The organism is Rhizobium leguminosarum bv. viciae (assembly GCF_012276115.1).
Lineage (GTDB): Bacteria > Pseudomonadota > Alphaproteobacteria > Rhizobiales > Rhizobiaceae > Rhizobium > Rhizobium leguminosarum_T.
In genome coordinates this window covers 459,988-477,712 of the sequence record NZ_WIEU01000002.1, presented here as the reverse complement: position 1 = coordinate 477,712, position 17,725 = coordinate 459,988, and the positions used below count along the sequence as shown (strand labels likewise).

General features: G+C 61.0%; 20 protein-coding genes. 4 read left to right on the top strand and 16 right to left on the bottom strand.

Annotated features, from left to right (window positions below):
* Positions 1-30: 30 nt before the first annotated feature.
* The 3 genes from GFM02_RS05495 (at position 31) to GFM02_RS05485 (ending at position 1,056) form a co-directional block, all read left to right on the top strand.
* Entirely contained in the window at positions 31-240 is a 210-nt protein-coding gene (locus GFM02_RS05495) for a cold-shock protein (protein WP_003548109.1), read from the top strand.
* Positions 241-368: 128 nt separating this feature from the next.
* The gene (locus GFM02_RS05490; RefSeq protein WP_168266661.1) at positions 369-593 is read left to right on the top strand and encodes a hypothetical protein; all 225 of its coding nucleotides are present in this window, start codon (positions 369-371) and stop codon (positions 591-593) included.
* An 82-nt stretch (positions 594-675) separates the two neighbouring features.
* A complete protein-coding gene (locus GFM02_RS05485; protein ID WP_168321045.1) occupies positions 676-1,056 on the top strand; it encodes a DUF6481 family protein in 381 nt (126 codons plus the stop codon).
* A gap of 41 nt (positions 1,057-1,097) precedes the next feature.
* Here the strand turns inward: GFM02_RS05485 and minE are convergent, their stop codons facing one another.
* From minE to GFM02_RS05405, 16 genes are all read right to left on the bottom strand, one after another.
* Positions 1,098-1,358 carry a cell division topological specificity factor MinE gene (gene minE / locus GFM02_RS05480; RefSeq protein WP_003574994.1) on the bottom strand — a complete coding sequence of 87 codons (261 nt, stop codon included), beginning with the start codon at positions 1,356-1,358 and terminating at the stop codon, positions 1,098-1,100.
* On the bottom strand, positions 1,355-2,170 hold the full coding sequence (gene minD, locus GFM02_RS05475; protein WP_168321114.1) for a septum site-determining protein MinD: 816 nt from the start codon (positions 2,168-2,170) through the stop codon (positions 1,355-1,357). The genes minE and minD overlap by 4 nt, the downstream gene beginning before the upstream one ends.
* Positions 2,171-2,255: 85 nt before the next feature.
* Positions 2,256-2,975 carry a septum site-determining protein MinC gene (gene minC / locus GFM02_RS05470; RefSeq protein WP_020052804.1) on the bottom strand — a complete coding sequence of 240 codons (720 nt, stop codon included), beginning with the start codon at positions 2,973-2,975 and terminating at the stop codon, positions 2,256-2,258.
* Positions 2,976-3,184: 209 nt separating this feature from the next.
* Complete coding sequence (locus tag GFM02_RS35440) at positions 3,185-3,787, bottom strand: methyl-accepting chemotaxis protein (protein WP_128439150.1); 603 nt, start codon at positions 3,785-3,787, stop codon at positions 3,185-3,187.
* Between the two features lie 120 nt (positions 3,788-3,907).
* A complete protein-coding gene (locus tag GFM02_RS05460; RefSeq protein WP_168321044.1) occupies positions 3,908-5,245 on the bottom strand; it encodes an NAD(P)-binding domain-containing protein in 1,338 nt (445 codons plus the stop codon).
* 40 nt (positions 5,246-5,285) lie between these two features.
* Positions 5,286-6,326: a heme-dependent oxidative N-demethylase family protein gene (locus GFM02_RS05455; RefSeq protein ID WP_168321043.1), complete on the bottom strand. Its 1,041-nt coding sequence runs from the start codon at positions 6,324-6,326 to the stop codon at positions 5,286-5,288.
* A gap of 31 nt (positions 6,327-6,357) precedes the next feature.
* Entirely contained in the window at positions 6,358-7,323 is a 966-nt protein-coding gene (locus tag GFM02_RS05450; protein ID WP_168321042.1) for a PDR/VanB family oxidoreductase, read from the bottom strand.
* The gene (locus GFM02_RS05445) at positions 7,320-7,925 is read right to left on the bottom strand and encodes a dimethylamine monooxygenase subunit DmmA family protein (RefSeq protein WP_168321041.1); all 606 of its coding nucleotides are present in this window, start codon (positions 7,923-7,925) and stop codon (positions 7,320-7,322) included. Before GFM02_RS05445 ends, GFM02_RS05450 begins: the two co-directional genes overlap by 4 nt.
* Positions 7,926-7,936: 11 nt before the next feature.
* Positions 7,937-9,070: an aminomethyltransferase family protein gene (locus GFM02_RS05440; RefSeq protein WP_168321040.1), complete on the bottom strand. Its 1,134-nt coding sequence runs from the start codon at positions 9,068-9,070 to the stop codon at positions 7,937-7,939.
* 150 nt (positions 9,071-9,220) lie between these two features.
* Entirely contained in the window at positions 9,221-10,105 is an 885-nt protein-coding gene (gene purU, locus GFM02_RS05435; RefSeq protein WP_168321039.1) for a formyltetrahydrofolate deformylase, read from the bottom strand.
* Between the two features lie 98 nt (positions 10,106-10,203).
* Positions 10,204-11,511 carry a type III glutamate--ammonia ligase gene (glnT, locus tag GFM02_RS05430; protein ID WP_131720049.1) on the bottom strand — a complete coding sequence of 436 codons (1,308 nt, stop codon included), beginning with the start codon at positions 11,509-11,511 and terminating at the stop codon, positions 10,204-10,206.
* 83 nt (positions 11,512-11,594) lie between these two features.
* Positions 11,595-12,923, bottom strand: coding sequence for an FMN-binding glutamate synthase family protein (locus GFM02_RS05425; protein ID WP_003548137.1), 1,329 nt, complete (start codon positions 12,921-12,923; stop codon positions 11,595-11,597).
* Between the two features lie 14 nt (positions 12,924-12,937).
* On the bottom strand, positions 12,938-13,624 hold the full coding sequence (locus GFM02_RS05420) for a GXGXG domain-containing protein (protein WP_168321038.1): 687 nt from the start codon (positions 13,622-13,624) through the stop codon (positions 12,938-12,940).
* Positions 13,625-13,663: 39 nt separating this feature from the next.
* Positions 13,664-14,572 (bottom strand): class II glutamine amidotransferase, encoded by a 909-nt coding sequence (locus tag GFM02_RS05415; protein ID WP_168321037.1) that lies wholly within the window; start codon positions 14,570-14,572, stop codon positions 13,664-13,666.
* An 88-nt stretch (positions 14,573-14,660) separates the two neighbouring features.
* Complete coding sequence (locus tag GFM02_RS05410) at positions 14,661-15,344, bottom strand: helix-turn-helix domain-containing protein (RefSeq protein WP_168321036.1); 684 nt, start codon at positions 15,342-15,344, stop codon at positions 14,661-14,663.
* 80 nt (positions 15,345-15,424) lie between these two features.
* Complete coding sequence (locus tag GFM02_RS05405; protein WP_168321035.1) at positions 15,425-16,384, bottom strand: GlxA family transcriptional regulator; 960 nt, start codon at positions 16,382-16,384, stop codon at positions 15,425-15,427.
* Positions 16,385-16,471: 87 nt separating this feature from the next.
* On the opposite strand from GFM02_RS05405, the gene GFM02_RS05400 reads away from it, so the two are divergent.
* Positions 16,472-17,722 carry a sarcosine oxidase subunit beta family protein gene (locus GFM02_RS05400; RefSeq protein WP_168321034.1) on the top strand — a complete coding sequence of 417 codons (1,251 nt, stop codon included), beginning with the start codon at positions 16,472-16,474 and terminating at the stop codon, positions 17,720-17,722.
* Positions 17,723-17,725: the final 3 nt, after the last annotated feature.

Here is a 17,725-nt window from a genome sequence, read left to right as displayed (position 1 = left end):
CGGTCGTCAATTGCTATGAAAGGGTTTGTTATGACCACTGGCACAGTTAAATGGTTCAATTCCACCAAAGGCTTCGGCTTCATTCAGCCTGATGACGGCGGCGCTGACGCCTTCGTCCACATCTCTGCCGTCGAGCGTGCTGGAATGCGCGAAATCGTCGAAGGCCAGAAGATCGGCTACGAGCTTGAGCGCGATAACAAGTCGGGCAAAATGTCCGCTTGTAATCTCCAAGCTGCCTAAACTGAAATCTGCTTTCCTTTGACCGCGGATGTACCGGCACTGTCGAAAGCATGATACAATTAAGGTCAGGCACGTTGCCTGGCCTTTTTGCTGAGTCGGTCAAGCGGGCTCATAAATCCAGGATTGATATGACAGAGTCACACAGCAAATCACGCAAGCAGGCGGAGATTGCCTTCGGAAACGTGCAATCACAGTTCCTGGCGCGAAGCCGCGCGGTCGAAGAGATCGATTCGACCGTACGTGCCCGCGAGGAAAAAACCTTGCGGCTACGCGAAGCGCGTGAGGCAAAGGAATTGCAGGATCGCTTGACAGGGGTTACTGCTCCGACCGCGAAGCGAAAAAAGAAAATCTGACTCAGATCAGGATGATTTTAGGCCGGATCGACCTAAAGTCATCAGGCTCTAGGGTCAGACCTCAAACAGTCAGGAAACAGATTTGAAAAACGCCAGAAACAACGAGCTTTCCGATCGCCGCAGCGCCGCTGCCGAAGCCAAGGCGGCTCTCCTCAATGCGTATCGTAGCGCCAAGGATTCAGCCGAACCCACAAGGCTGGCAAAGCAGGCGGAGCGTCAAGCCATTGCCGCGGCCAGGGAAGAACGTCGCGCTCAGCGAGAACGGGTCAAGCTCGAGGAGCTGGAGCGGGCTCAGGCCGCCGAGGCCGAACGTCAGGCTGCCGACGAGGCCGCAGCACGCGCCGAAGTCGAAGCCCGCGAGGCGGCTGACAAAGACCGGATCGCTCGCGTGATTGCCGACGAAGCTGCCCGAAAGGCCGAACGCGACCTGCGTTACGCCAATCGCAAAGCCAGGAAGTCCTGATCGTCAGCGCCGCCTGTTATCGCAACAGGCAGCGCTCTCTTTCAAGCGGCCTGCACGGCTGCATTCAGCGGGATTTCGACGTCGATCTCAAGGGTCGAGACGTACTCGTTGCGATCGATCGTCACCTGCACCTTGTCGTGGTCGAGCTGCACGTGCTTTGCGATCACCGCAAGGATTTCCTCGCGCAGCAGGGAGACCAGGTCCGACCCCGCCGAGGAACGTTCGTGGGCGAGAAGGACCTGCAGTCGTTCGCGGGCGGCCGGTGCGGTTCTCTGCTTGTTGAAAAGACGGAAAATATTCATGCCGCCCTCCGTCCGAAGATCTTGCCGAAAATATTGCGCCTTTCCTCTGGGATCGCGATCGGCACAACTTCACCGGCGAGCCGGCGAGCGGCGTCGAAATAGGCCATCGCAGCCGCGCTGCGGCTGTCTGCCAGCGTGACCGGCGCGCCGATATTGGATGCCCGCAGAACATCCATGCTTTCGGGTATGATGCCGAGCAGCGGGATGGACAGGATCTCCAGGACGTCGTCGACCTTGAGCATGTCGCCGCGTTCGGCGCGGTTGGCGTCGTAGCGGGTGAGCAGCAGGTGCTTTTCCATCCGCTCGCCGCGCTCGGCCTTCGCGGTCTTGGCATCCAGCAGGCCGATGATGCGATCCGAATCACGCACCGAGGAGACCTCGGGATTGGTGACGACCACGGCAACATCGGCGTGGCGCATGGCGAGCGTTGCGCCGCGCTCGATCCCGGCGGGGCTGTCGCAGATGATCCAGTCGAAATAGCGCTTCAGGTCGTTGATGACGCGCTCGACGCCCTCGGCCGTCAGATTGTCCTTGTCGCGCGTCTGCGAGGCCGGCAGCAGGAACAGCGTTTCCAGCCGCTTGTCGCGGATCAGCGCCTGGGTAAGCTTGGCATCGCCCTGGATGACATTGATCAGGTCGTAGACGACCCTGCGCTCGGCGCCCATGACGAGGTCGAGATTGCGCAGGCCGACATCGAAATCGACGACGACCACTTTTTCATTGCGTTGCGCCAGCGCCGCTCCCAATGCGGCGGTCGAGGTGGTCTTGCCAACCCCGCCCTTGCCTGACGTGACGACGATCACTTTCCCCATCATTGTCTCTCCTTTGCCGTGGCCCCAGTAATTCAAAGTGTTAAAGCGTCCTTTGCGGCTCTCGATGAGACGCGCGGCGCTGTCGTCAGATCAGTTTCTCTGCCATGATCGCGTCGTCTTCGAGCCAGAGCTGAACTGCCTGTCCGCGAAGATTGGGCGCCATGTCTTCCGCCATTTTGTAGATGCCGTCGATTGCAACCAGCTCGGCCTCGAGCTTGCGGCAAAAGATCCGCGCCGATGCGTTTCCGATGGATCCCGCCATGGCTCGACCACGCAAGGCGCCATAGATATGGACGGACCCGCCGGCGATGACCTCGGCACCCGAGGCGACCGATCCGATGACGGTGACGTCGCCTTCCGGAAAGATCACCGATTGCCCCGAGCGCACCGGCTCCCGGATGACGATCGATTGCATGGCCGGGCGGGTCTCTGCCAATGCCGGTTTGCCGGGCGGATCGGCAGGCTCCTTTGCCTGAACCTCGATATCGGAAACCGAACGACCGCCTTTGAGTGCCGGCGGCATGCCGGATCCGAGGATCGAAGGCCGCGCGCCCTCGATGCCCATGATGCTGACATTGCGCTTGGCAAGTTCGGCAATCAGGTCCTTCAGCTGCGGCCGGTCGATTTGCAGGTCCGTCAGATCGAGCACGACAGGCCGTCCGAGGAAGAAGCCGGCCGAACGCGCGGCCAGATCGTCCAGCCGGATCAACCAATCATCGATCGGCAGGTCCGGAGACAGCATGACCGCGAGGAAAGAGCGGCCCTTGATGCGGATAGAGCGAGCGTCTGTTAGCACTTTGGTCATCTATGTGAAGAAATCGTTGACCATGTCTACCGCTGCTATGGTTAACAAAAAGTTAACGCGGCCTTAATATCACCCACAATCACCTGAGATTTTTTAAGCGCATAATTACCGCAAGTTATTGGAAAAGCGTTGCTATCGCCGGAAGCGCTGCGCGGTTAATATTGCCGCTTCGACCTGAGCCGCAAATCTGCCGCTGCTTGGGGTAAAGCTCAGCCTTCGGCCTTGCGTTGTGCGTTGGAAATGGCGCGTGCGGCTTCTTCCGAGGAGTTGGCAAGCGTGCGCATTTCTGCGGCCAGCACCGCAAAACCCGATCCGGCCGTGCCGGCGCGGGCGGCCTCGATGCCGGCATTGACGGCAAGCAGCTTCAGGTAGCGCAGCGATTGCAGGATTTCATTGGTCTTCGAGGCGGTGACGCGCATGCCGGAGGTCTGTTCATCGATTCGCTGATAGAGCGATTCGATGTTGATGATGCTGCCTTCGAGATAGAGAAGCTCACCCTTCTCGTCCCAGATGCCGCCGCCGGTCTCGGTCACCCAGATGAGATGACCCATGGCATGGCGGATGCGGTATTCCATCGTCCAGTCTGTGCGCTTCTCCAGCGCCCGTCCGACGATCTCGTCCATCAGAGGCACGTCTTCCTCGTACATGATCGAGGTGAAGGTCCGCGTGCGGTTGCCGATGATTTCGTCGACGGGATAACCGAAGATGCGCTCGATGCCGTTGGTCATCTCCAGCATCGTGTAGTTTTCGTCGGCACGGCAGCGATAGAGAAAACCGCTCATGCGCCCGAGAATGCTCGTTTGAAAATCCATGAAGGCCACATTCGAAGAGAAGAGTTGCAGATGGATTTATGTCGTCTCAATTAAAAGGCGCACGTCACAATGCCGGAAGAGAGCGCGAACACCCTCCTCCGGCAATGCAGGCCCGCCTCATCAGTTGCGCAGATATTCCTCCATGGAATCGTCGAGCGCCTCGACCCAGGGCGTGTGGTGCGTCGGCGACATATTGCCGGTCATCAGCGACCGGTAGGCATGGTCGCGGAAGCCCATGATGTTGTGGGCCTTGTGATGTTCCCACTCCATGAAGGTCTGGTTGGTTCCCTCGATGTCGAAGCTGGGATAATCGGTTTCGGCGAGCAGTTCCTTCACATAGTCGCCCTGATACCAGATCATCTGCTCGGCATCCTCGAGCGTTTCCTCGCGGGCGCGCCACATATCGAAATTGGCCTTCAGCTCCTCTTCCGGCGGCAGGGTGATGCGGCCCATCATCACGTCACGCGCCCACCAGGCCTGCACGTCGAACATGTTGAAGGTGTAGAACTGATCCTGCATGCCGATATAGAAAAGCTGCGGGTTCTTGTCGAAGATCACCCCCTTGTAGAGGCTGTCGGCCCAAAGGCGGTTGGCCGTCTTCAGCCGGAGATCGTCAGGCAGGAAGGGGAAATGGTGCTGGTAGCCGGTGCAGAGGATCACGGCATCGACCTCCTTGGTCGAGCCGTCGAGGAAATGCGCCGTGCGGTTTTCAAGCCTGGTCAGCAGCGGCCGTTCTTCGAAATTCTCCGGCCATTTGAAGCCCATCGGCTTCGAGCGATAGCTCGTCGTCACCGATTTCGCGCCGTATTTCCAGCATTGCGAGCCGATGTCCTCGGCCGAATAGCTGCGGCCGACGAGCAGGATGTCCTTGCCCTTGAACTCAAGCGCGTCGCGGAAGTCGTGGGCGTGCAGCACGCGGCCGTTGAAGGTCCTCACGCCCTCGAAATAGGGCACGTTCGGCGTCGAGAAGTGACCCGATGCCACGACGACATAGTCGAACTCCTCGTCATACATCCGGTCTTCGATGCGGTTATGCGCCGTCACCGTGAATTTCTTCGTCTCATCGTCGAAGCGGACCATGCGCACCGGCGTGCTGAAGCGCACCCAGTGGCGGACATTCGCCTTCTCGACGCGGCCCTTGATGTAATCCCAGAGCACGGCGCGCGGCGGATAGGAGGCGATCGGCTTGCCGAAATGCTCCTCGAAGGAATAGTCGGCGAATTCGAGGCATTCCTTCGGGCCGTTCGACCAGAGGTAACGATACATGCTGCCGTGGACCGGCTCGCCATATTCGTCGAGCCCGGTGCGCCAGGTATAGTTCCAGAGCCCGCCCCAGTCCGACTGCTTTTCGAAGCAGACGATCTCCGGGATCTCGGCGCCCTTCTGGGCGGCCGATTGAAAGGCGCGCAGCTGCGCCAGCCCGGAAGGCCCGGCACCGATGACGGCTACTCTTGTCATGAAGCATTCCCCTCTTGATTATATCGCATTGTCTTGCTTGTCAGTCCGGATAGATGCCGGGGCTGGTAGGCGCCCCGTCGTCAAATTTGGAAAGCCAGTCGATCGTCGTCTCGCGGAAGCGGGTGAGGCCCTTGTAGTCGATAAGCTCGGGCGGCAGCGTCTTCAGCACGCGCGGGAAGCGGCGTGCCCATTTCGGCACGGTGACGAGCTCTTCCATGTTCATCAGGTAGCAGCGGATGACGAAGAGGATGGCGTTCGAGCGCGGCAGGCGCCAAAGGCTCTGCAGCTCGACGCGCAGATGCACCTTCTCGCCGACATTGTCAGGCGTCACCGTGGTGCGGTCGGGACCCCATTTGTGGTAATTCTCCGGGCTGGTGTCGAGGCGCGGATTGATCGTCATCGTCCAGTTGAAGCGCCGTGTCGGCTTGCCCTGCTGCAGGTTCAGCAGGAATTTCAGCGCCCGGTCGAAGACGCCGATCTGGTGGGCGAGCGGCACCGGCCCGTGCCATTCCATGAAGTTCATGCCGATATCGAAATCGAGCGACCAGTCGGCCTGCGTCGTCACCATGCCGGCATCCATCCAGAGATTGCCGTCGCGCTGGTCGACGATGCAGAAATCGCCCTGGGCCTGGCGGGTGATATATTCGAAGGGCTCATAGGGCAGCGTCGAGGCATCGCCAAAGGTGAAGCTGTCGTCGATGCCGAGCGGGCGGTTGATCCAGCGCCACTGGTCGCCGTTGCGGATCAGGGTGAAATGGTCGGGGTAACCCGCCGCCTGTTCTTCCATCATAAGTTCCAGCGTATCCCATTGCGCGCTCATCATGTGCGGCAGCGCCTGGTAGCGCAGCGGATCTTCCTTCAGGACCAGCGCCCGGTCGTGCATCTCGGCGACGTAATGCTCGTCGACGTCGATCAGGCTTTCGTAGACGGTTCCCGCCCGGCCGTGCACATGCGGCTCCATGTTGACCGAATACATGTATTCGTCGCGGTCGAAGGGAAACGGGAAACGCCGGATGTTCTCGGGGCTGTTCCGATAGCTGAAATCGTTCCGGAAGGTTTCCTGCTTGAAGACGATTGCCATGTCCGGTCTCCTTGTTCCGCTTCCGATGCCGCTAGAGATCAAGATGCAGCGTGTTTCCCTCGAAGCGGGAAACGCAGATCATCACCTTGCGGCCGGATGCTTTTTCTTCGCTCGTCAAATAGACGTCATGGTGCAGCAGCTTGCCGTCGCAGGTGACGACCCCGGTCTCGCATTGACCGCAGGCGCCACCGCGACAGAGGAAGGGTGCGTCGACGCCCGCCGCCTCGATCGCCTCCAGCATGCTTTCGTGATGGCCGACCTTCACGGTCTTGCCGGACCGCAGGAGTTCGATCGCGAAGGGCTTGCCTGGTAGAGACGACAGGAACCGTTCCGAATGCAGGTTCTGCTCCGGCCAGCCGGCGTCCAGCCCCGTTTTCAGCACGCCGTCGATCATGCCGGATGGGCCGCAGACATAGAGATGCGTGCCGAGCGGCTGGCTGTCGAGCAGGCGCGTCAGGGGGATGGTGCCGCCTTCGGCGTCGCAATAGATTTTGATGCGATGTCCGCCATAGCGCTCGATGAGTTGCTGCCAGTAGGCACCGCGGTCGCGCGTGCGGATGGCATAATGCAGTTCGAAATTGGCGCCCTCGCGGGAAAACTGCTCCATCATTGCGATGAAGGGGGTAATGCCGATGCCGCCGGCGATTAGAAGATGCTTGCGGCCGCGCCAGTCCGGCTGGAACAGGTTGACGGGATAGCTGACCTTCAGCTCGTCGCCTTCGCGGAGCTTCTCATGCATGAAGGTGGAGCCGCCGCGCGAATCCTCGACATGCAGCACGCTGATCTCATAGGCTGCGCAATCATGCGGCGGCGACATCAGCGAATAGGCGTTGCGGCGCATATGGCCGCCATCATTCATCAAAACGATGACGTGGGCGCCGCCGGAGAAATAGGGCATTGGCTGGCCGTCAAGGCGCTCGAAACGGAAGCGCTTGACACGCTCGGCGATCGGCGTGATCCGCGCCACGCGGACAGGAATTTCAGTGCCACCGCTCAAAGGAACAACTCCTCTGGATCAGGCGCGCTGCCCGGTTCTTCCGCATCGATATTGACGCCCTGGAAGGCGGCGAGCCGACGCGAATAATGGTCGCGCACCAGAAGCGGCAGCCCGCAATGGCTGCAGGCAAACGGGCTGGTGGTGACGTCGTCGGTGATGCCCTTGCAATGGACGCATTGCACACGCCGGGCCAGCGAGCCGCGATGCTCGGTGATGACAGAGGCATGGTCCATGCCGTAATCGAGCGCCACGAGCATTGCCTGGCCGATGAAGCCTTCCGTGCCCGACAGATAAAGCCGCGTGCCCATATGGGCAGTGGCAAGCGAACCCTTCAATCGGAAGAGCAGCGTGGCGATCGTCGGGGCCGTGAAGAACATGTCGGCGCCGAGGCGGCGCAGCGCCTCGTCCAGGCCACTACCCTGCGAGCCGCGGGCGACATAGAGGATTTCGCTGCGGGAAAGAGCCGTTTCGTCAAGCGCCGGCTGCTGATCGAGCAGAGCCTTGGCGCCCTCCCCTTCGAGCGCAAAAATGTGCCGCCGGGCGTGCGGCTGGATAATCAGGCCCGTGTAGACTGGTCGGCTCTTGATGCCTGCAACGAGCATTCGCGTGCTCCTTAACCTACGGCAATCCTCTTCTTCTTCTCCGGATCGTCGAAAGGAAGCGTGTGGGCGGTGGCGCCTGCCTTCACGGTCTTGCCGCGGACTTCGAGTTTCGTCCCATGCACCGCCTTGTCAACGTCGAGACGGGCAATCGCCATGGATTTGTTCGTCAGCGACGAATAGCTGGGGCAGGTGATGACGCCGACCTTTTTGCCGTCGGCAAAGACTTCGTCGCCGAGATCGGCCGGTCCGTCGGCATCGATCAGCATGCCGAAGATCTTGAAGCGTTCCTTGCCCTTGAGGCGCGCATGTTCCTCGGCGCCACGGAAGCCCGTCTTGCCGGGGCTGACGGTAAAGTCGAGGCCGAGTTCCCAGAGGCTGTCGCCCGGCGGCTGATCGGCGAAGGGATACATCTGCGAATTGTCGTAAGGATAGAAGAGTAGGTAACTTTCGACCCGCAGCATGTCGAGCACCGAGAAGCAGCAGGGGATGATGCCCATCTCCTTGCCTTCCTCGACGATGCGGTCCCAGACCATGACGGCGTCCTGGCCGCGCACGAAGATTTCGTAGCCGCGTTCGCCGGTATAGCCGGTGCGCGAGATCATCACCGGTGCGCCGAACAGCGTCGTCTGCATGTGGTGGAAATATTTGAGATCGCGGATGCCGGGCACATATTTGGCGAGATAGTCGACCGCGAGCGGGCCCTGCAGCGACAGATCGTGCAGATCGTCGTCGAAGAGCACGGCGCAATTGCGGCCGGCAGCCTGCTTCACGAGTTCCTCGTGGCCGGAGCCCGAGCCATGCACCAGCATCCAGGAATTCGGGCCGGTGCGATAGACGATGCAATCGTCGGTGAAGTGGCCGCGTTCGTTCAGCATCGTCGCATAGACCGAGCGGCCGGGATAGATCTTCGTCAGGTCGCGGGTGGTGATGGAGTCGAGCACGGCGATGGCGTGTGGGCCGACCAGGTGCACCTTCTTCAGGCCCGAGACATCCATGATGCCGGCCTTGGTGCGGACGGCGACATGTTCTTCCGACATGTCCTTGTCGTAGGTCCAGGCGGTGCCCATGCCGCTCCAGTCCTCGAGCTTCGATCCCAGAGCGCGATGCCGATCCGCCAAGACGGAGAAACGCCATGATAAAGCCATTGTCCGTTCCCTTTTGTTTCCTCTACGGAATATTTATTTCCTGACTATATTCGTCTTTCGCGCCGTGGCAAGCCCGCCCGACATGCATTTCCCAAAACTTTGACGGCGTCTGTCCTGCGGCGCGATTGGTCCGATGACGTCAATCATCTCTCAGCCCATCCGCTCCGACGCGTAACTTCCGGGGCTTGCCGGGAAGACCACGGTGCGGTTGCCGTTGATGAAGGTGCGGTGATGGATATGGGCGTGGATGGCGCGCGCCAGCACCTGGCTTTCGACGTCGCGGCCGATCGAGACATAGTCGTCGGGCGACTGCGCATGGGTGATTCGCGCAGTATCCTGCTCGATGATCGGGCCTTCGTCGAGATCGGCGGTGACGTAATGCGCCGTCGCTCCGATCAGCTTCACGCCGCGTTGATAGGCTTGTTTATAAGGATTGGCGCCCTTGAAGCTCGGCAGGAAGGAATGGTGGATATTGATGATCCGGCCCGACATTTTCTGGCACATCTCGTCCGACAGGATCTGCATGTAGCGTGCCAGCACGATCAGCTCCGTGCCGGTCTGTTCGGCCACTTCCATGATATGGGCCTCGGCCTGCGCCTTGTTGGCCTTGGTGACCGGAATATGGTGGAAGGGGATGTCGTGGTTGACCACGACCTTCTGGTAATCGAAATGGTTGGAGACGACGCCGACGATATCGATCGGCAGGGCGCCGATCTTCCAGCGGTAGAGCAGGTCGTTGAGGCAATGACCGAAGCGCGACACCATCAGCAGCACCTTCATGCGCTTCTCGCTGTCGTGAAAGTCGTAATCCATTTCGAAGGGAGCGGCGACGGCTGCAAAACCGGCGTCGATATCGGCGCCCGAAAGCCCCTCTTCCGAAATGAAGCTGACGCGCATGAAGAACTTGCCGGTATCGAGATCGTCGAACTGCGAGCTGTCGATGATGTTGCAGCCCTTGTCGGCCAGATAGCTCGAAATCGCCGCCACGATGCCGCGCGTCGATTTGCAGGATACGGTGAGTACGAAACTCTTCATGCTGTCGCTTCCTTCGCTATCCCAAGCGCAGAGGGCTAGATGACGCCGGAGCCTGTCCGCTCCGGCGTGATGAGCGTGTCTTCAGAACGTCCGTCCGTTCAGATGTCGAGCGTGCTGTCGCGTTCCCACTGGGTGAAATGCGAGCAGAAAGCATTCCATTCCTGATGCTTGAGCTTGAGATAGGCGGCGGAAAACTCAGCCCCGATCGCCTGCTTCAAGCCCTCGTCGGCATCATAGGCGCGCAGCGCGTCGAGCAGGTTGAGCGGCAGGCGCGGGGCGTCCTTCACCAGGTACCCCTCGGCATACATGTCGATATCGTAGTGCCGGCCGGGATCGGCTTGGCTGCGGATGCCGTCGAGGCCGGCCGCGATGATGATCGCCTGCAGCAGGTAGGGATTAACAGCCCCATCAGGCAGGCGCAGCTCGAAGCGTCCCGGCCCCGGCACGCGCACCATGTGGGTGCGGTTGTTGCCCGTCCAGGTGACCGTGTTCGGCGCCCAGGTGGCGCCCGATGTGGTGCGTGGCGCGTTGATGCGCTTGTAGGAATTGACCGTCGGATTGGTGATCGCGGCAAGCGCGGAGGCGTGTTTCATGATGCCGCCGAGGAAGGTTTTGCCCTGAGCGGAGAGCCCAAATGGCATTTCCTTGTCCGCGAAGGCGTTGACCTTGCCATCGATGTCCCAGACCGAGATGTGGGCATGGCACCCGTTGCCGGTCAGGCCTTTGAAGGGCTTCGGCATGAAGGTGGCGCGAAGGCCGTGCTTTTCGGCGACCGACTTGACCATGAACTTGAAGAAGGAGTGCTTGTCTGCCGTCTGAAGCGCGTCGTCATACTCCCAGTTCATCTCGAACTGGCCGTTCGCGTCCTCGTGGTCGTTCTGGTAGGGCTTCCAGCCGAGCTCGAGCATGTAGTCGCAAATCTCGGCGATGACGTCGTAGCGACGCATCACGGCCTGCTGATCGTAGCATGGTTTCTCGGCGGTATCGAACTGGTCTGAAATCACCGAGCCGTCCGCAGAGATGAGAAAGAACTCAGGCTCCACGCCGGTTTTCACCCGGAGCCCTTCTTTCGCGGCTTCAGCGACCAGTCTTTTCAGCACCACACGCGGTGCCTGTTCGACAGGCTGATCGTCCATGACGCAGTCGGCAGCAACCCATGCGACGTCTTTCTTCCAGGGTAGCTGGATGACGGAGGAAGCATCGGGAAGCGCGAACAGGTCGGGATGGGCAGGCGTCAAATCGAGCCAGGTTGCAAAGCCCGCGAAGCCGGCGCCATCTTTCTGCATATCGGCGATGGCTTCTGCGGGGACCAGCTTGGCGCGTTGGCCGCCGAACAGGTCGGTATAGCTGATCATGAAATATTTGATGCCTTTGTCTCTAGCAAAAGCAGCAAGGTCCAGTGTCATTCTCGTTCCCCTTTGGATTTCTTGGAGACACTTTGGTTATGGATGCGAGACGGCCGGGATGTTTGCCCGGCCGGTAGTAGAAATCAGTAGCCTCCCTTGCCGGGGTACCAGTTTGTGCCGGCGAGCGGGATCTGGGCCATGGCTGCCGCCTCCATTGTCAGGGCGCAAAGATCTTCCGGTTCCAGGTTGTGCAGGTGGTTCTTGCCGCAGGCGCGCGCGATGGTCTGGGCCTCCAGCGTCATGACCTTCAGATAGTTGGCGAGACGGCGGCCGGCGGCGATCGGATCAAGCCGCTTCATCAGTTCCGGGTCCTGCGTCGTGATGCCAGCCGGGTCCTTGCCTTCGTGCCAGTCGTCATAGGCGCCGGCCGTGGTGCCGAGCTTCTGGTATTCTTCTTCCCAATGCGGATCGTTGTCGCCGATCGCAACGAGTGCTGCCGTGCCGATGGCAACGGCATCGGCGCCCAGCGCCAGTGCCTTGGCCACGTCGGCGCCCGAACGGATGCCGCCCGAGATGATCAGTTGCACCTTGCGATGCATGCCGAGATCCTGCAGCGCCTGGACGGCGGGGCGGATGCAGGCGAGCGTCGGCATGCCGACATTTTCGATGAAGACATCCTGCGTCGCCGCGGTTCCGCCCTGCATGCCATCGAGCACCACCACGTCGGCCCCAGCCTTCACGGCAAGCGCCGTATCGTAATAGGGGCGTGCGCCGCCGACCTTCACATAGATCGGCTTTTCCCAGTCGGTAATCTCGCGCAGTTCCAGGATCTTGATTTCGAGGTCGTCCGGGCCAGTCCAATCCGGATGGCGGCAGGCCGAGCGCTGGTCGATACCCTTCGGCAGGTTCCGCATATTGGCGACGCGATCGGAGATCTTCTGGCCGAGCAGCATGCCGCCGCCGCCGGGTTTTGCGCCTTGACCGACGACCACTTCGATCGCGTCGGCGCGACGCAGGTCCTTGGGATTCATGCCGTATCGCGACGGCAGATACTGGTAGACCAACGTCTGGGAATGACCGCGCTCTTCATCGGTCATCCCGCCGTCGCCGGTCGTGGTGGAGGTTCCGGCGATCGTCGCGCCGCGTCCGAGCGCTTCCTTGGCATTGCCGGAGAGCGCGCCGAAGCTCATGCCGGCAATGGTGATCGGCGTCTTCAGGTGGATGGGCTTTTTGGCGAAGCGGGCGCCGAGGACGACCGAGGTATCGCATTTCTCGCGGTAACCTTCGAGCGGATAGCGCGAGATCGATGCGCCGAGAAACAGCAGGTCGTCGAAATGCGGCACCTTCCGTTTGGTGCCTGCGCCACGGATGTCATAAATGCCGGTCGCCGCAGCACGGCGGATTTCCGCCAGCGTGTAATCGTCGAAGGTCGCGGACTTGCGCGGCGGGGTATAGGGGTTGTGATAGCTCATGATGGTCCCTCGCCTTAATATGCGTCAGCGTTGTCGATATTGAAATTGTAAAGCTTGCGGGCGGAGCCGTAACGCTTGAATTCCTCGGGCCTCACTTCGGTCACGCCCGCCTTTTCGAGAAGTTCGGCCAGCTTCGTCAGATGCTCGGGACGCAGCTCCTTTTCGATGCAATCGGCACCCAGGCTCTTGACCGAACCGCGCACGAAGAGCTTTGCCTCGTAGAGCGAATCCCCAAGCGCATCGCCGGCATCGCCGAGCACAACGAGGTGGCCGGACTGGCCCATGAAAGCGGACATGTGGCCGATACTGCCGTGAACGACAATGTCGATGCCCTTCATCGAGATGCCGCAGCGTGACGCCGCATTGCCCTTGATGACAAGCAGGCCGCCGCGGCCGGTTGCGCCGGCATACTGGCTGGCATCGCCCTCGATGACGACGGTTCCAGACATCATGTTTTCCGCAACACCCGGACCCGCCGAACCGTGAACGGTGACGGTCCCGCCATCGTTCATCCCGGCGCAGTAATAACCGACCGACCCCTTCACATCGACCGTAACGGGCGCATCGATGCCGACGGCAACCGAATGGCTGCCGCGCGGATTGACGACTTCGAAGGAAAGATCGTTCGAACCGTTCTGGATGTTGTGCAGGGCGCTGTTGAGTTCACGCAACGGCGTAGTGGCAAGATCAATGACAGGCATGTTTCAATAACCCTTGGAGAATACGCATGAAGGCGCCGGTCAAGCGACCTTCTGGTGATCCCAGAAATAGACGGTTGCAGGCTCCGGCTCCCAGACCCGGGCATTCTCGATGCCGGGCAGATTGACGAGCGCCCGGTATTCCGAACCGAAGGCGACATACTGGTCCGTTTCGGCCATGACGGCGGGCTTGCAGGCAATCGCGTCGCGCACGACGCCGAAGCCGGACTTGGTACCGACGACGAAGGTGAAGAAGCCGTCGAGGTCATCCACCGCGCCTTCCAGCGCCTGGCCGAGATTCTTGCCCTTGGCCATCTCTGCCGTCAGATAGGCGGCGGCGACCTCGGTGTCGTTTTCGGTTTCGAAGGTCATGCCTTCGCGCTTCAGTTCGCGGCGCAGATTGTTGTGGTTGGACAGCGAGCCATTATGCACCAGGCATTGGTCGGAGCCGGTGGAAAAAGGATGGGCGCCGAGCGTCGTGACGGCCGATTCCGTCGCCATGCGGGTATGGCCGATGCCGTGGGTGCCGGCCATCGAATTGACCGCGAAGCGGGAGACGACATCCTTCGGCAGGCCGGTTTCCTTATAGATCTCGATGGCGTCGCCGCTGCTCATGATCCGGATGTTCGGACGCAGCTCGGCAACGCCTGCCTTGCCCGCCTCGAGCAGATCCTTCGCAAGCGTGATGACGGCATGCGTGCTCTTCACCTGGATGGCGACCGATGCGCCAACCGCCTGGCCGAGTTCGGATTCGAGGCCGGCGAAATCCTTCTTCGGATTGGCCGACTGGATGGTGATCTTGGCATTGTTGCCGCTGGCATCGCCATAGATCGCGATACCGGCGCTGTCCGGCCCCCGATCCGTCATCGTCACCAGCATCGAGGACAGCAGCGCCCCGAGCTCCGGTTCTAGACTTTTATCCTTGAGGAAGAGACCCACAATTCCGCACATGACCAGACCTCCGTTCGTGTTGACAAAGGACTAGCAGGTCTGTTTTGGGTTTTCAACTGGGAAGAAAGATTTTTTCTTTTAAGGCAAGTCAGCTTTTCGAGCCCTGCTGTGGATAGCTGATGATCGAGAGGTACTTGCTCGGCAGTTTCACCAGCTGCTCCGGCCCATGCGGCGCATCGGCGTCGAAGAACAGGCTGTCGCCCGGCTGCATCTGGAAAAGCTGGTCGCCGTGGCGGTAAACGACTTCGCCCTCGAGCATATAGAGAAACTCCATCCCCTCGTGCTGGAAGGTCGGGAAGATGTCGGAGTCGGTCGTCAGGGTGATGAGGTAGGGCTCGACGATGACGCCACTGGTATTGTTGTCGATATGACCGAGCACATTATATTGATGCCCGGCGCGCGTGCCGCGCCGTTCAAGCTCGATGCCCTGGCCTGCCTTGACGAAGACGGCGTTGCGCGGTTCCTCGAAACGGCGGAAGAAGGCCGTCAGCGGCACGCCGAGCGCCCGCGAGAGCGATTGCAGCGTCGTCAGCGACGGCGAGATGTTGCCGTTCTCGATCTTCGACAGCATGCCGAGCGAAATGCCGGTCGCTGCCGCCAGATCGGTGACCGTGATGCCGAGTTTCTTGCGGTAGGCGCGCACCTCATGGCCGATCGCCATTTCGAGGTTGTTTTCCTTCGGCTCGCGGACGGCGTGCGGGTCCTGGGAAAAGGGAGCGCGTCCACTATGCGCCTGTTCCGGTTGCTCTGCCGCTGCACGCTTGGATTTCATGGGTTTTCTACCGCCGCCTTCTCTTTTGTCCAAAAGCAACCCTATCGTCATAGTGAAAATTCCTCAACCGTGAAGAAAACCTATTCCCGCCGTGCCGCACGCGGGGCGAAGCCGTAGACGGCACGGAACATCCGGGAAAAATGGCTCAGACTGGAAAAGCCGGTGGCCACCGCGATTTCCGAGACGGAAAGCGGGCTTTGCTTCAGCAGCCGATGGGCATGCTGCAGCCTGATTCTGCGGTACTGATCAAGGTAGGTGGTGCCGAGATGGGCCGAAAAGAGCCGGTCGAGATGACGGGTGGTGACGCCGGCGATGCGCGCCATAGCGGCGCGCTCCAGCGGCATCTCGATCGTCTCCTCCATCCGTTCGAGAACGTTAAGCAGACCGGGATGATGGACGCCGTAACGCTGCGCCAGCGAGGCGCGCTGGGGTGCAGCGGGCTCGTTGACCTCGGTATGAAGATACCAGTCACTGACGCGGCGGGCGAAATCCGGCCCCATGCGCTCGGCGATCAGCACATGCATCATGTCGAGCGGTGCGATGCCGCCGCCGCAGGTGATCCGGTTGCCGTCGATCATGAAGCGCGCCTGGCGCGGCGTGAGATCCGGGAAGGCTTCGAGAAGGGCTGCCGCATGCTCCCAGTGGATGGTGAAGTCGCGGCCGCCGAGCAGTCCGGCGGCGGCCATCAGATAGGGACCGCCCGAGATGCCGCCGATCCTCACCCCTTCACGCGACAGCTGCCGCAAGCAGGCAAGCACGCCGGGATACCGCCAGTCGCGGGGCAAGCCGCCGGCGCAGACGAAGGCCGTTCCTAGCCCCGAGCCCCTGACAGGGAGAGGTTCGGCGGGGACGCTGACGCCCGAGGAGGAGAGTGCGGGTGCGCCATCCGGCGAGAAGATCTGCAGCCGATAGATCTCGCGTCCGGCCAGAAGATTTGCCGCCCTGAGCGGTTCGGTCGCCGAGGCATAGGACATCAGCGCAAATCCCGGGATGAGGATGAAGCCGATCGTCTGCACATTTCTGCTATCAAGCGAGGACATGTCTCATTCTTAGCGATTAATGTCCCCTCTGTGCAAGTCCGCCCTCCCCTTTCTGGCATCATGCAGCTGTTCTTTCCGGGGTGACCCATGCGCTATTCCGCTCTTTCGATTTTCCTGAACGGCCTTCGCGGCAACAAAGACTGGGCGCCGGCCTGGCGCGACCCGGCGCCGAAGCCGCATTACGACGTCATCATTGTCGGTGGCGGCGGCCATGGTCTTGCCACCGCCTATTATCTTGCCAAGGAATTCGGCGTCACCAATGTCGCCGTCCTCGAAAAGGGCTATCTCGGCTCCGGCAATATCGGCAGGAACACGACGATCATCCGCTCGAACTACCTGCTGCCGGGCAATAATCCCTTCTACGAGCTGTCGATGAAACTCTGGGAAGGCCTGGAGCAGGACTTCAACTTCAACGCCATGGTCTCGCAGCGCGGCGTGCTCAACCTCTTTCATTCCGACGCACAGCGCGACGCCTATACGCGCCGCGGCAACGCCATGCGGCTGCACGGCGTCGACGCCGAGCTTCTCGACCGGCAGGCGGTGCGCAAGAAATTGCCCTTCCTCGATTTCGACAATGCCCGTTTCCCCATTATGGGCGGCCTGTTCCAGCCGCGTGGCGGCACGGTGCGCCATGATGCGGTCGCCTGGGGTTATGCGCGCGGCGCCGATCAACGCGGTGTCGACATCATCACCCAGTGCGAGGTGACCGGCATCCGCCGCGAAAACGGCGAGGTGACCGGCGTCGAGACCAGCAAGGGTTTCATCGGCTGCGGCAAGCTGGCGCTGGCGGCCGCCGGCAATTCCACCGTCGTCGCCGATATGGCCGGCCTTCGCCTGCCGATCGAAAGCCATGTGCTGCAGGCCTTCGTCTCCGAAGGGCTCAAGCCGTTCATCGACACGGTCGTCACCTTCGGCGCCGGGCATTTCTACGCGTCCCAGTCGGACAAGGGCGGCCTCGTCTTCGGCGGCGATATCGACGGCTACAATTCCTATGCCCAGCGCGGCAATCTCGCTTCGGTCGAGCATGTCGCCGAAGCCGGGCTGGCGCTAATCCCGTCGCTGTCGCGCGTGCGTTATCTGCGCTCCTGGGGCGGCGTCATGGATATGAGCATGGACGGATCGCCGATCATCGACCGCACCCATATCGACAATCTCTATCTCAACACCGGCTGGTGTTACGGCGGCTTCAAGGCCACACCCGCCTCCGGCTTCTGCTACGCCCATCTGATCGCCCGCAATACGCCGCATCAAACCGCCCGCGCCTTCCGGCTCGACCGCTTCGCGCGCGGCTACCCGATCGACGAAAAGGGCGTCGGCGCCCAGCCCAATCTGCACTGAGGA